Annotated in this window: 13 protein-coding genes; 3 read left to right on the plus strand and 10 right to left on the minus strand. The window is 64.0% G+C overall.

Going from position 1 to position 13,939, the window contains the following annotated elements; translation table 11 throughout:
• Positions 1-77: 77 nt before the first annotated feature.
• The 7 genes from DOM45_RS11760 to DOM45_RS11790 form a co-directional block, all read right to left on the minus strand.
• Positions 78-545, minus strand: coding sequence for an outer membrane lipoprotein (locus DOM45_RS11760; protein ID WP_110600753.1), 468 nt, complete (start codon positions 543-545; stop codon positions 78-80).
• A 141-nt stretch (positions 546-686) separates the two neighbouring features.
• Positions 687-1,874, minus strand: coding sequence for a cupin domain-containing protein (locus tag DOM45_RS11765; RefSeq protein ID WP_110600754.1), 1,188 nt, complete (start codon positions 1,872-1,874; stop codon positions 687-689).
• 34 nt (positions 1,875-1,908) lie between these two features.
• Positions 1,909-3,273: an adenylosuccinate lyase gene (gene purB, locus DOM45_RS11770; protein ID WP_110601123.1), complete on the minus strand. Its 1,365-nt coding sequence runs from the start codon at positions 3,271-3,273 to the stop codon at positions 1,909-1,911.
• Between the two features lie 80 nt (positions 3,274-3,353).
• On the minus strand, positions 3,354-3,998 hold the full coding sequence (gene hflD, locus DOM45_RS11775) for a high frequency lysogenization protein HflD (RefSeq protein ID WP_110600756.1): 645 nt from the start codon (positions 3,996-3,998) through the stop codon (positions 3,354-3,356).
• Positions 3,995-5,194, minus strand: a complete 1,200-nt coding sequence (gene mnmA / locus DOM45_RS11780) for a tRNA 2-thiouridine(34) synthase MnmA (protein WP_110600758.1) — start codon at positions 5,192-5,194, stop codon at positions 3,995-3,997. Before mnmA ends, hflD begins: the two co-directional genes overlap by 4 nt.
• 207 nt (positions 5,195-5,401) lie before the next feature.
• Positions 5,402-5,851 (minus strand): NUDIX domain-containing protein, encoded by a 450-nt coding sequence (locus DOM45_RS11785; RefSeq protein WP_110600760.1) that lies wholly within the window; start codon positions 5,849-5,851, stop codon positions 5,402-5,404.
• Positions 5,852-5,986: 135 nt separating this feature from the next.
• Entirely contained in the window at positions 5,987-6,589 is a 603-nt protein-coding gene (locus DOM45_RS11790; protein WP_110600762.1) for a pseudouridine synthase, read from the minus strand.
• 279 nt (positions 6,590-6,868) lie between these two features.
• Between DOM45_RS11790 and clpS the strand changes: the two genes are divergently transcribed.
• Together clpS and clpA are read left to right on the plus strand one after the other, a co-directional pair.
• Positions 6,869-7,198: an ATP-dependent Clp protease adapter ClpS gene (gene clpS, locus DOM45_RS11795; RefSeq protein WP_240612375.1), complete on the plus strand. Its 330-nt coding sequence runs from the start codon at positions 6,869-6,871 to the stop codon at positions 7,196-7,198.
• Positions 7,199-7,310: 112 nt separating this feature from the next.
• Positions 7,311-9,575 (plus strand): ATP-dependent Clp protease ATP-binding subunit ClpA, encoded by a 2,265-nt coding sequence (gene clpA / locus DOM45_RS11800; protein WP_110600764.1) that lies wholly within the window; start codon positions 7,311-7,313, stop codon positions 9,573-9,575.
• 162 nt (positions 9,576-9,737) lie between these two features.
• Here the strand turns inward: clpA and infA are convergent, their stop codons facing one another.
• The 3 genes from infA to aat all read right to left on the minus strand — a co-directional run bounded on the left by infA (position 9,738) and on the right by aat (position 11,748).
• Positions 9,738-9,956: a translation initiation factor IF-1 gene (infA, locus tag DOM45_RS11805; protein ID WP_013332816.1), complete on the minus strand. Its 219-nt coding sequence runs from the start codon at positions 9,954-9,956 to the stop codon at positions 9,738-9,740.
• Positions 9,957-10,303: 347 nt separating this feature from the next.
• Positions 10,304-11,059 (minus strand): arginyltransferase, encoded by a 756-nt coding sequence (locus tag DOM45_RS11810; RefSeq protein ID WP_110600766.1) that lies wholly within the window; start codon positions 11,057-11,059, stop codon positions 10,304-10,306.
• Positions 11,056-11,748 carry a leucyl/phenylalanyl-tRNA--protein transferase gene (aat, locus tag DOM45_RS11815; RefSeq protein ID WP_110600768.1) on the minus strand — a complete coding sequence of 231 codons (693 nt, stop codon included), beginning with the start codon at positions 11,746-11,748 and terminating at the stop codon, positions 11,056-11,058. The genes DOM45_RS11810 and aat overlap by 4 nt, the downstream gene beginning before the upstream one ends.
• A gap of 142 nt (positions 11,749-11,890) precedes the next feature.
• Between aat and DOM45_RS11820 the strand changes: the two genes are divergently transcribed.
• Complete coding sequence (locus DOM45_RS11820; protein WP_110600769.1) at positions 11,891-13,924, plus strand: methyl-accepting chemotaxis protein; 2,034 nt, start codon at positions 11,891-11,893, stop codon at positions 13,922-13,924.
• Positions 13,925-13,939: the final 15 nt, after the last annotated feature.

Genomic DNA, 13,939 nt, shown 5'->3' on the forward strand with positions numbered 1-13,939 from the left:
TAGAAAATTAGTATCACGCTAACAGAAAGCGGCGCCCTGGGGCGCCGCTGGCATGGGATCTGGCTGTCGTCCTGCGATCAGTAGGGGGCGACGCTGACGCTGGAGCCACTGGCGACCAGCTTGACACGTTGGCCGACTTGCCAGTTGCGGTCCGCCTTCTGGACGACCACGACGTTCTGGCCGCTGTCCTGGCGAATCTCCAGTTCGTAGCCATCGACGCGGTCGGTGGCCTGCTGGATCTTGCTGCCCGCCACCGTGCCACCGAGGGCGCCGGCCGCGGTCGCGATCGTGCGGCCGGAGCCACCGCCGACCTGGTTGCCCAGCAGACCGCCGATGACCGCGCCGCCCAGGCTGCCCAGCACGCTCTCGCCGTTGCCGCCCTGGATCTGTACCGGACGCACCGACTGGATGGTTCCATAGCTCACGGACTGCGCCGTGCCCGCTTGATCTCCCCGGTAGACGTCACCCGAGTAGGTCGAGGTGTTGGTACAGCCCGCCAGAGCCAGCAGGCCCATGACCAGTGCGGGGGCGATGAGTCGTTTCATGATGATTCTCCTTAACATCCAGGTATGGCTTCGTGCCCAGTACATTAAAACAGTGTTCTAAAACTAGTCCAGTGCTAATGAGTCCTTCGGCACTGTACCCAGCACGGATTGAGTGTAGGAGCCACTGGCAATTCCTGCCTCTCACTCCTGATGATCCCGGTCGCTGTCGGCGAAGCCCAGACTGCCGCTGTCGACGAGCGTCGCCAGCAGGCGCGCGCCGCCTGGATGGTTGAGCGCACTGGCATCTATGGGCGCGTTCGACGCCAGCAGCCGGGCCAGCTCGAGCGGGCAGTCGACGGCGTCTCCGTCGACGAACAGGGTGGCGTTGGCCTCGTCCAGGCGGTGCCAGGCGAAACGCGAGCCGAGGCTGCGGGCCAGTTCGTCGCCGCCCTCGAGCGCGGCGCGCAGCGCTTCCGGTGCGGTAGGGGAGTCTGGCGGGGCCAACTGATCCAGATACTTGGGCTGCGTCATGGCACGCCCGAACCATTGCGCCATCTGATCGGGTCGGTCGATGACGTCCAGCAGTAGCCTGCGCACGCGGGCCACGGCCTGCTCGTCCAGCTCGCCCGACGCGAACGGTGGTTGCAGGTCGGGGTCGGCATAGCGTTGGCCGTCGCCGAGCTGTTCACCGATGTAGTCGGCGAAGGAGGTGACGATCTCGTCGGCCGAAGGTGCCCGGAAGCCGATCGAGTAGGTCAGGCAATCGTCGGCTTCGCTGATACCGTGATGAGCCACGCCGGGGGGGAGGTAGAGCATGTCGCCGGGCTCCAGTACCCACTCCTGGTCGGCCTGTACGGTGAAGTCTTCGAGGATGCGCAGATCGATCCCGTGGATCAGCCGGGCATCCGCGCCGGGGCTGCCGCCCAGCTGCCAGCGCCGGCGTCCGCTGGCCTGCAACAGAAAGACGTCGTACTGGTCGACGTGCGCGCCAACGCTGCCGCCTGGCGGCGCATAGCTGACCATGATGTCGTCGAGTCGCCAGCTCGGCAGAAAATCGAAGGACGCCAGCAGTTCGGCGACTTCCGGCACGTAGTGGTCCACCGCCTGTACCAGCAGCGACCAGCCGCTGGCGGGCAGGCGCGCGAAGGTCTCGTCGTCGAACGGCCCGTGGCTGACCTGCCACGCCTTGTCCGGCCCTTTCTCCTCCACCAGCCTGGCCTCGATTCCCTCTTCACAGGCGAGGCCGGCCAGATCGTCCGGTTCCAGGGGCGAGACGAAGTCGGGAAACGCACCGCGAATCAACAGCGGCGATTTCTGCCAGTGCTGACTGAGGAACTGGGCGGGGGTGAGACCACCGAGCAGCGTACGTGGCTTGTTGGCGGACGTCATGTCGGTCTCCTGGACGAAAACGTGTACGGCGCGCTCAGAGCGCCTTGGCCTGATCGATGGCGTTGCCGATGTAAGTCGCCGGCGACAGGGCCTTGAGTTCGGTCTTCACCTCGTCCGGCAGCGCCAGCGTGTCGATGAAGGCGGCAAAACCGGCCTGGTCGATGCGCTTGCCGCGAGTCAGCTCCTTGAGCTTCTCGTAGGGCTTCTCGATCCCGTAGCGGCGCATGACGGTCTGGATCGGCTCGGCCAGCACCTCCCAGCTCTGGTCGAGATCGTCATCGAGACGCTGGGGGTTGGCTTCCAGCTTGCCGATACCCTTGAGTGCCGCTTCGTACGCGATCAGGCCGTAGGCCAGGCCGACGCCGAGGTTGCGCAGCACGGTGGAGTCGGTCAGGTCACGCTGCCAGCGGGAGATGGGTAGCTTCCGGGCCAGATGATCGAGCAGCGCGTTGGCCAGCCCCAGATTCCCCTCTGAGTTCTCGAAGTCGATCGGATTGACCTTGTGCGGCATGGTGGAGGAGCCGATCTCGCCCGCCACCGTGCGTTGCTTGAAGTAACCGAGAGAGATATAGCCCCACACGTCGCGATCGAAATCGATCAGGATGGTGTTGAAGCGGCTGATGGCATCGAACAGCTCGGCGATGTAGTCGTGGGGTTCGATCTGGGTGGTGTAGGGGTTGAACGTGAGGCCGAGCGACTCGACGAAGGTGCGGGCGTTCTCGGCCCAGTCCACCTCCGGATAGGTCGCCAGGTGCGCGTTGTAGTTGCCGACGGCACCGTTGATCTTGCCCAGCAGTTCGACGGACGCTATCTGCTTGAGCTGGCGCCTCAGGCGATAGGCGACGTTGGCCATCTCCTTGCCAAGCGTGGTGGGGCTGGCGGTCTGGCCGTGCGTCCGTGACAGCATCGGCTGTTCGGCATGCTGGTGGGCCAGATGGGCGATCGCATCGTGGACTGCCTGCATCGTCGGCGTCAGGGCATCGAGGCCGTCCCGCATCATTAAGGCGTAGGACAGGTTGTTGATGTCCTCGCTGGTACAGGCGAAGTGCACGAATTCCGTGATCGCGTGGAGCTCCGGCTGATCGGCGATGGCCTCCTTGATGAAATACTCGACCGCCTTCACGTCGTGGTTGGTGGTGCGCTCGATGGTCTTGATGCGCTCGGCATCGGCCACCGAGAAATCACTCACCAGGGTGTCCAGAAACGCCTGCGCCTTGGCGGAAAGCGGCGGCACCTCGACGATGCCGGGATGGGCCGCCAGACGTTCCAGCCAGCGGACCTCGACGGTAACGCGCGCCCGGATCAATCCGAACTCGCTGAAATGTTCGCGCAGCGGGGCGGCCTTGGTGGCGTAGCGGCCGTCGACGGGGGAAAGGGCGGTCAGTGCGGAGAGTTCGATCATCGTGGGTTCCCGAGACATCGCGCGAGCCAGCAGCTCGCGATTGAGAGATTCGTGCGGCTCGATTCATGGGCTCGACGTCAGTGAGTGTCGAGCTGCCGCAGGGTGCGCCGGATGGCGCTCCGCTGGAAGATCAGGCGCCAGCGGCGGCCCCCTTGCTGGTGCCAGAGGAGGGCGAAGCGAACGCCGGCGAGCAGGGCCGTGCGGATGCGTTCCGGCATCATTCGGCTCTGCAGCAAGCTGGGTTCGCCCTGCACCACGATCCGATAGCGGAAGGTGGAGAGTGTCTCCTGGTAGAGCTCGCCGAGGCTCGCGATCACGTTCTCGTGGGTCTCGCCGAAGTGCTCGGCCTGGCCCTGGACGCGCCCCAGCCGTTGGCCGAGGGTCTCCATCATGGCGCTGTCCTTGCGTAGCTTCTGCATCAGCAGCACCATCGAGAAGCCGTAGCGCATGACAGCCGGCTGCGCGCTCTGGCGTGACATGACTGCCAGCAGCGTGTCGATGCCCAGACGCAGGTTGTTGTGGTGGCCGCCGTAGATCGACTCGAAACTGGGCGGGTCGGTGTCCAGCGTGGCGTGAATCAGGGTATTCCAGGCGCGCTCGTCGCACTGCCCGGTGCGGGCCAGTTGATCGACGACGGATGCCGCCTGGAAGACGCCGGCCAGGGCCAGTGCCTGTCGGCCGTTGCTATCGAGCGGTGCCGATTGAATGGGCGTCGGGTTCATGCCGAGCGCTGGCTCCCTGTCATGGCGGAGGGGGTGTCGGTGAGTTCGGCGACGGCGGCGCCATCGTCGGTTCCGGTGGCGCGAATGACGGCGCCGCCCAGGCAGACTTCGCCATCGTAGAGCACCAGCGATTGGCCTGGCGTGACCGCACGCTGTGGGGTATCGAACCGGACCTCGAGTTCGCCGTCGGCCAGCTGCGTCACCTCGCAGGGAACGTCGTGCTGGCGATAGCGGGTCTTGGCGCTCAGGCGCGACGCCTCGGGCGGCGTTCCCGCGATCCAGGCTGCCGGCTCGCAGTAGACGACATCGCTGTAGAGCAAGGGGTGTTCGCCCTGAACGACCACGAGGACATTGCGCTCGAGATCCTTGGCGGCCACGAACCACGGATCCTCGCTGTGGTTCCTCAGGCCTCCGATGCCCAGGCCGCGTCGCTGGCCCAGGGTGTAGTACATCAGCCCCATGTGTTCGCCGATCGGGTCACCTTCAGGCGTTTCGATTCGCCCGGGCTGGGCGGGGAGATACTGCTTGAGGAAGTCGCTGAAGCGCCGCTCACCGATGAAGCAGATGCCGGTGGAGTCCTTCTTGCTCGCCGTCGCCAGACCGTGGCGCTCCGCCAGGGCTCGCACCTGCGGTTTCTCCAGCTCGCCAACGGGAAACAGCGTCCTCTCGATGGCGGCACCGGGAACCGCGTGCAGGAAATAGCTCTGGTCCTTGTTGCCATCCAGCCCCTTGAGCAACCGAGCCCGACCGTCGTCGTCGAGCCCTCTTCGCACATAGTGACCGGTCGCGATCAGGTCGGCGCCGAGCATTTCGGCGTAGTCGAGAAAGACTTTGAACTTGATCTCGCGGTTGCACAGGATATCCGGGTTGGGCGTGCGTCCGGCCTGATACTCGGCAAGGAAGTGTTCGAAGACGTTGTCCCAGTATTCGGCGGCGAAGTTGGCCGTATGCAGCTTGATCCCGAGGGTCTCGCAGACCGCCTCGGCGTCCGCCAGGTCCGCCATGGCGGTGCAGTACTCGGTGCCGTCGTCCTCGTCCCAGTTCTTCATGAACAGGCCCTCGACGTGGTAGCCCTGCTCCAGCAGCAGCAGCGCGGTCACGGAGGAGTCGACGCCACCCGACATGCCGACGATGACTTTCCGGGGGCCTTCGCTGGATGAGTGCGCGGTATCGCTGATTGCGCTGGCTGTGGTCATGACGATTTCCGGGGCAGGTGAGGGCGGGTCGTGAGACCCTGCGCGCCAGTGGCGGTGCCCGGCGAGCGTGCAGGATCCGATCAACGACCGACTCGGATGAGCGGCCCGCGATTATAGCCGAAAGCGGGGTATCGCATCGAGCCCATCGACAATTTCCCGAGGGCTGGGCGTGTGGTGACAGGCGGCGAGGCCAATTCCGCTTACCGATCAGCGCTCGCGAATGACATCGAGCGGGTAGCGGCGACCGTCGCGTGTGTCGCGCAGCCGTTGCATCACGACCGGGCTCCTCAGCCGGTGGCTGCGGTCGAGATCGTCGATCTCGTCGAAGGTGAGCCAGTGGGTGCCAATGATGCCTTTGTCCAGCGTATTGCCCAGATGGGCCAGTGGCAGGCTGAGGAACGCATGGCTGTGGAAGGTGAGGCCATCCGACGTCTGGTGGACGTAGAGCCCTAGATAGTCGGTGATGGCGACCTGCCAGGCAGACTCTTCGCGAACTTCTCGTTCGGCGGCCGCGATCAGGCGCTCACCCCGTTCCAGGTGGCCCGCGGGTTGGTTGAACAGGCTGAACGGGCCGCCGCGATCCTCCTCCACCATCAGGTAACGACCTGCTCGCTCCACCACCACGGCAACGGTCACGCGAGGCGTCCAACGGTTCATGTCATCATTCTCCCGACTCGATGCTCTGCCCTCGACATCCGGCCGTGGGACTCCAGCCGATCATACCCGGTCTACGCCAATTCGAAAGCCCGCTATCGGATTGGTGGGCCGGACGTCTGCCTGTTTCGCTTCGATTCAGCGCTTGCGAGGGGAGTTCGAGCGCCGGTTCGCGTCGCGCCCAGGCGGACGCCGGGGGGCGTTCACCGTCTCGCTGCGCCAGTGGCCCGACGGCAGGTCGCCGAGCCGCCACGGTCCGATGCCGACGCGGATCAGCCGCAGGGTCGGGTGACCCACGTGTGCGGTCATCCTGCGTACCTGGCGGTTGCGCCCTTCGCGCAGTTCTATCTCCAGCCAGGTCGTCGGCACCGAGGGCCGGTAGCGCACGGGAGGATCGCGGGGTGGCGGCTCCGTTGGCGCCAGCCTTCTGACCTTGGCCGGGCGAGTCGGTCCGTCCTTCAGGATGACCCCCTCGCGAAGCGCCTTCAGGGCGCTCTGGTCCGGCTCGCCTTCCACCTGGACCCAGTACTGCTTGGGCAGCTTGTGCCGGGGATCGCTGATACGGTGAATCAGCGCGCCATCTTCGGTCAGCAGCAGCAGCCCCTCCGAATCGTAATCGAGACGACCGGCGGGGTAGACACCGGGCACCTCGAGGCAGTCGGCCAGCGTTCGGCGCCCATGAGCATCGGTGAATTGGCAGAGCACGTTGTAGGGCTTGTGCAGCAGATAGATTCGACTCATGGCGCGCCGCCCACGCTGGTTCTGGCCGGCTCTCGGGGCGCTCCCGGCGCGTCGCGCCATGGCGGGCAGCGGCGATCGAGACTATTTTCAGGGAAGGCTTGCATACCGGCTCCATCGGCCGCATCTTCAAGGAACTTCGGGTCTTCAACGGTATCCAATACCTCATCGAGTCCCGGCTTGCCGTATCTGAGCCGATGCATCCAGGGATTCATCCTTACTATGTCAGAGATCTCAAACAGAGTGTCGCCTTACCTTGCCAGGGAGCCGGCCCGCACGGGTATGACGCGTCCTCCCGACCCTGCACACGACGAGCAGGGTGATGTTGCCGAACAGGTGTCGGATCCGCAACTGGCGCCGCCGCCGATGTACAAGGTCGTGCTGTACAACGATGACTACACCCCGATGGAGTTCGTCGTCGAGGTGCTGCAGCGATTCTTCGCCATGGACAGCGAGAAGGCGGTTCAGATCATGCTGGCCGTCCATACCCAGGGGAAGGCGACCTGCGGCATCTTCACCCGTGACGTGGCGGAGACCAAGTGCCACCTCGTCAATGAATATGCGAAAGAGTGCGAGCATCCTCTCATGTGCGACGTGGATGCCGCGGAATAGATGGCGGACACACATCGTCGACGCTTTTGTCTTCGAAGACTTGCGAAACCGCTGTTTGTGCCCGATTGTGAAAGTGCCGACCGACGCCCTCAGTGGCTAAAAGGGGACTGCCATGTTGAGTAAAGAACTTGAACTCACCCTGAACACGGCCTTCACCGTGGCGCGTTCCAAGCGACACGAGTTCATGACCGTGGAGCACTTGCTGCTGGCGCTTCTCGATAATGCCTCGGCAGCCGACGTGCTGAATGCCTGTGGGGCGAATCTGGAAAAGCTTCGTGCCGATCTGCAGGATTTCATCAATTCCACGACACCGTTGATTCCCGAAGAGCAGGAAGACCGGGAAACGCAGCCTACGCTGGGCTTCCAGCGCGTGCTGCAGCGCGCGGTCTTCCACGTGCAATCCTCCGGCAAGAGTGAGGTGACCGGCGCCAACGTACTGGTGGCGATCTTCTCCGAGCAGGAGAGCCAGGCGGTCTACTTCCTCAAGCAGCAGAGCGTGGCACGGGTGGATGCGGTCAACTACATCGCCCATGGCATCTCCAAGGTCGCTGGCCATGGCCAGGCCCAACAGCCCTCCCAGGAGTCCGAGGACGGCGAGGAGGCCGCCGGGGAAAACGGGCAGAGCCCGCTCTCCAACTACGCCACCAATCTCAACGACCAGGCCCGACTGGGCAAGATCGATCCGCTGATCGGTCGTGACCACGAGCTCGAGCGGGTGGTGCAGATTCTGGCCCGTCGACGCAAGAACAACCCGCTGCTGGTGGGCGAGGCCGGCGTCGGCAAGACCGCCATCGCCGAAGGCCTGGCCAAGCGAATCGTCGAGGAAGACGTGCCGGACGTGATCGCCGATGCCGTGGTCTACTCGCTGGACATGGGCGCGCTGCTGGCGGGCACGAAGTACCGCGGCGATTTCGAGAAGCGGTTGAAAGGGCTGCTGGCCGAGTTGCGCAAGCAGGACAATTCGATCCTGTTCATCGACGAGATTCACACGGTCATTGGTGCCGGCGCGGCATCGGGCGGGGTCATGGATGCCTCCAACCTGCTCAAGCCGCTGCTCTCCTCCGGCGAGCTGCGCTGCATCGGCTCGACCACGTTCCAGGAGTTCCGTGGCATCTTCGAGAAGGATCGAGCGCTGGCCCGTCGTTTCCAGAAGGTCGATGTGCCGGAGCCGACCGTCGAGGATACCATTCGCATTCTCAAGGGGCTGCGAGGCCGCTTCGAAGAGCATCACCAGTTGAAGTACACCGATGGCGCGCTGGAAAGCGCAGCCCGCCTGGCCGATCGCTATATAAATGATCGTCACCTGCCGGACAAGGCGATCGACGTGATCGACGAGGCCGGCGCGCACCAGCGCCTGCTGCCCCCGGAAGCGCGGATCGCGACCATCGATGTCGATCAGGTCGAAGCGGTGGTGGCTTCCATTGCGCGCATCCCGCCGAAGAGCGTTTCGACTTCGGACCGCAAGCTGCTCTCGAACCTGGAGCGCGACCTGAAGATGCTGGTATTCGGCCAGGACGAAGCGATCACCAGTCTGTCGGCGGCGATCAAGCTCTCTCGTGCCGGTCTCAAGTCGCCGGACAAGCCGGTGGGCAGCTTCCTGTTCGCTGGCCCGACCGGCGTCGGCAAGACCGAGGTCGCTCGGCAGTTGTCGCACCTGATGGGGATCGAACTGGTCCGCTTCGACATGTCGGAGTACATGGAGCGCCACACGGTATCGCGTCTCATCGGGGCGCCCCCGGGCTACGTCGGTTACGACCAGGGCGGCCTGCTGACCGAGGCGATCACCAAGCAGCCGCACTGCGTGCTGCTGCTAGACGAGATCGAGAAGGCGCATCCGGAAGTCTTCAACCTGCTGTTGCAGGTCATGGACCATGGTCGCTTGACCGACAACAACGGCCGCGAGGCGGACTTCCGGCATGTGATCGTCATCATGACCTCCAATGCCGGCGCCGAACAGATCTCTCGTCGCTCGATCGGCTTCCAGACCCAGGATCACTCGACCGATGGTATGGAGGTGATTCGCCGGACCTTCACGCCGGAGTTCCGCAATCGCCTGGACGGGATCATCCAGTTCCACGGTCTCGAACCATCCATCGTCCGCAACGTCGTCGACAAGTTCCTGGTCGAGTTGCAGGCTCAGCTCGATGAGAAACGGGTGCAGCTCGATGTCGATGACGACGCCCGCGTCTGGCTGGCCGAAAAGGGGTACGACCCCGAGATGGGGGCGCGGCCGATGGCCAGGGTCATCCAGGAGAAGCTCAAGAAGCCACTGGCCGAGATGATCCTGTTCGGCGACTTGGCCGAGAACGGCGGCATCGTCCACGTGCGGGTCGACAACGACGAGTTGCAGCTAGAGACCGAAGCCGAGCTGGCCTGAACCGGTCGCAACGGCACGATAACGCCTCGCCATGGCAACATGGCGAGGCGTTTTTGGATTCGTATCATCTCTGATTGCCCGCCTGACGGAGATAGAATATCAGGACTGTTCCTGAGGGCGGGAAGCCGTTCGGGGAAGGCGGAGCCGGGACAGGCTCGCGAATTAGCGAGAGCGGTAGACGATACGCCCTTTGGAGAGGTCGTAGGGAGTCAGCTCGACCTTGACCTTGTCGCCGGTCAGGATGCGGATGTAGTTCTTGCGCATCTTGCCGGAGATGTGGGCAGTCACAACGTGGCCATTCTCCAGTTCAACGCGGAACATGGTGTTGGGAAGCGTGTCGACGACGACGCCTTCCATTTCGATATGATCTTCTCGTGCCATATAGGCGATCCCTCTTGAACGTGTTGAGAACGGGGCTTGGTTTGAGGGCCTGACACGGCGCCTCGCGGTTGGCTATCGACGCGGAATGCCGCGAAAGGCATGGGTGCCATTCACGTCATCATCGAACCAGCCCGCCCTTGGGCCTCTGAAGTGCGCGATATTATGGGCTATCTCGCCAGGGAAGGCAAAAATCCGTCGTAAATCGAATGGATCTCGGCTCATGGCCTATCGCCAGGCCTGCGGTGCGGGAGCTTTCGAACCGGTGAATCGTCTCTCCACCGTTCGGCGCTACCGAGGCGGATCGCGGCGCCGAGTTCGGCCTGGCGCGGTACGGTCCATCCTCGTCATCACAGCGCCTTGGCGGGAACCATGCGCTGCCAGCGCCCCCCGTTGAGGTACTCCAGCGGTTGATAGTCCTGCTTGTAGCGCATTTTCTGGCAGGCCCGTATCCAGTAGCCGAGATAGAGATAGGGTAGCCGGCGCTCGCGCGCCAGCTCGATCTGGCTGAGTATGGCGAAGCCGCCGAGCGAGCGTCGCTCGAAGATCGGATCCGGGTCGAAAAACGTATAGATCGCGGAGAGGCCGTGGCCCAGGCAGTCGGTGGCGGCCACTGCCATCAGATGATCGCCCAGCCGGAACTCCAGCAATTTGGCAAAAGGGTGTGCCTGGGTCAGAAACATCCGGTACTGCTCGCGGCTGGGGGGAAACATGTCGCCGTCGGCGTGTCGGGCGCGAATGTAGCGGGCATATAACGAGTAGTGTTGCTCGTCGAATACCGCCGGGCGCCATCGTGTGGTGAGATCCCGGTTACGGTTGATCAGTTTGCGCTGGGTCCGGCTGGGGGTAAAATCCTCGACCGGAATTCTGACGGAAGTGCAGGCGCTGCAGGCCTCGCAGTGGGGGCGATAGAGATTGCTGCCACTACGCCGGAAGCCCAGCAGGGTGAGAGCGTCGTAAACCTCGGGCGCGACCGTTTCCTCGGGGTCGAGAAACAGCGTCGTCGCCTCCCGTCCCTTCAGGTAGCTGCAGGGGTGGGGCACCGTCAGGAAGAAACGAAGATCGCGTGCCTGACGTTGCGGGTTGTTCGCATTGTCGCTGCTCACGGTGGCTCCGTTGGCCAGAGGTCGGCCGGGTTGGGTGAGTTGACGTTGCCTTCAAGGTAGTCGATGAACGTCTCCCGGGCGATGTCTCTGGCACCCATGCTGGCCAGATGGGGGGTATGCATCTGGCAGTCGATCAAGGCGAAATCGTGCAGTCGGAGTCGCCGCGCCAGATGGACCAGGGCGACTTTCGAGGCGTCGGGGACGTGGCTGAACATCGACTCCCCGAAGAATATACGGCCGATCGACAGGCCGTAGAGGCCGCCTACCAGCGTTTGCGCCCGCCAGACCTCGACACTGTGAGCGTGTCCCAAGCGGTGAAGCTCGAGATAGGCCTGTCGCATCGCGTCGTCGATCCAAGTCCCCTCCGCGTCCGCGCGAGTCTCGGCGCAGGCCGTGATGACGCGCTCGAAGGCGTGATCGAATGTCACCGCGAAGCCACCGTTGCGGAGCCGTTTGGCCAGGCTTCTGCGGACACGTATCTCCTCGGGAAAGAGCACCATGCGTGGATCGGGGGACCACCACAGGATCGGCTGGCCCTCCGCGTACCACGGGAAGATGCCGCGGCGATAAGCGCTCAGGAGCCACTCCGACGTCAACGCGCCCCCGGCGGCCAGCAAGCCATCCGGTTCATCCAGGGCGTGGGAGACCGGCGGGAAGGCGACGAGATGAGGTGGTAGCCAGGGCAGCATGCAGGGGACCCGATAGGAAAGCGATCCACAGCATAGCAAACACCGGAAGCGTGATCCTTGGCCTACCTTTGCCGAAAGAGGCATCAAGAATAGTTCAGCCGTTGCCGATAGATTCTCGACTCCTCAACCTGTGGAAAGAATCATGGCTGCACTCCGACAACGCCTTCGTCATGCCAGCATCGGCACCAAATTGGCCATCATTGTCGCCCTGTTGCAGGTTGTCGTGCTCATGGGGCTGGCTTTCGCCATGGCCCAGGCGAGCACGTCGCAACTGCGCGAGGCCACGACTCGCGAGTTGAAAACCCAGCAGGACTCGATTTCCGCCATGCTGTCGCTGTTCGATTACAGCCTTCAGCAGCAGGCTGACCGGTTCCTGAGTATCTTCTCGGACCAGTACTCGGGGCGGTTCGCACTGAGCCCGGACCAGAAGGTCGAGGTCTCCGGGCGTCAGACACCGACGCTCAGGGATGGACTCGAGGTGCTCAACGACAATACGTGGAAGCTCGATCGCTTCAGCGCGCAGACCGGCACGCCGGCGACGATCTTCGCCCGCGACGGCGACGACTTCGTGCGCATCTCCACCTCTCTCAAGGACCAAGATGACAAGAGGGCGATGGGAACGCTGCTCAACCGGGAATCCAAGAGCTACGCCAGGCTGATGGCGAACGAATCCTATATCGGACTCGCCAAGCTTTTCGGCACGCCTTACATCACCAAGTACCAGCCGATACAGGATGGTGACGGCAAGGTGGTCGGGGCGCTGTTCGTGGGGGTCGATATCAGCGCCGAGATGGCCCAGGTCCAGAACCGTATCCGCAAGATGGGGATTGGCAACGGTGGCTACACCATGCTGATCTCCGCCGCCGGGGATCAGAAGGGGGAGGTCATCGCGGGTGGACCCTTCGAAGGACAGAACCTGTTGAATTCCGTGGACGCCGACGCCTTCGCGCCACTGTTCGCTCAGGAATCCGGCGAGATCAGTTACGTCTCCGGCAGCGGCGACAATCGTCTGGCGCTCTACTCCCGCTATCCCGAGTGGCAATGGATCATCGCCGGCTCGGTGTCGGTCGACGAGATCGAGGCCGGTGTCATCGCCGCTCGCGATCGCTTCCTGCTGATCGCGCTGGTGCTGGCGGCGGCGTTGAGCCTGACGCTCTACTGGATCGCCAAGCAACTGGTCACGAAGCCGATGAATCGCGCTGTCGGCCTGGCCCAGGCGCTGGCGGAGGGGGATCTGTCGCAGCGCATCGAGACGCGTCGTCGTGACGAGATCGGCCAGTTGGTCGGCGCCATGAACGGCATCGGCGACGGCCTCGAGCGGATCGTGGGGCAGGTGCGTCACGCGGTCGTGGAGACCGAGAACCATACCCAGGAACTGGCCTCGGGGAACGCCGAGCTCTCCTCGCGTACCGAGTCTCAGGCAGCGAGCCTCGAGGAGACCGCCGCCAGCACCGAAGAGATCAACGCGACCGTGCGCCAGAACACGCAGCGGGCGCAGGAGAGCGACGAGCAGACCCGGCAGACCGTGCTGGCCGCGGGCGAGGCCCAGAACACGGTCGAAGCCACGTCTGACGCCATGCAGCGCATCGTCGGGATGGCAAAGCAGATCTCCGAGGTGGTCGGCGTGATCGACGGCATCGCCTTCCAGACCAACCTGCTCGCGCTGAACGCCTCCGTCGAGGCCGCCAGGGCCGGCGAGCATGGCAGAGGCTTTGCCGTGGTCGCGCAGGAGGTTCGTGGTCTGGCCGAGCGCTGTTCGACCTCGGCGCAGGAGATCAAGGCGCTGATCGGGCGGACTGTCGACGAGGTCGACAACGGCAATCTGCGGGCTGCGGAGGCTGGGCAGCGGGTGTCGGAGATCGTGTCGCAGGTGGAGCGTATCAGCACCCTGATTTCGGAAATTCGTCTGGCTTCCGAGGAGCAGTCCCACGGGATCGAACAGATCAACCAGGCCATCGCGCAGATCGACGAGACCACCCAGAGCAATGCGGCGCTGGTTCGTCAGTCCAGTGCTTCGACCCAGCAGTTGAACGAACAGAGCCGACGGCTGGCGGAGACGGTCTCGGTCTTCCGGCTGCGCGACGGTTCGGCCCTCGATCGGCAGGGGGCGGCCCTGGGGTCTCCCGCCGCCAGTCTGACCCGACATGGTTCGACGGAGGAGCCGCTACCGGCTTGATTCGGCGTCGCCGAT

Source organism: Salinicola lusitanus (genome assembly GCF_003206045.1).
Taxonomy (GTDB): domain Bacteria; phylum Pseudomonadota; class Gammaproteobacteria; order Pseudomonadales; family Halomonadaceae; genus Salinicola; species Salinicola lusitanus.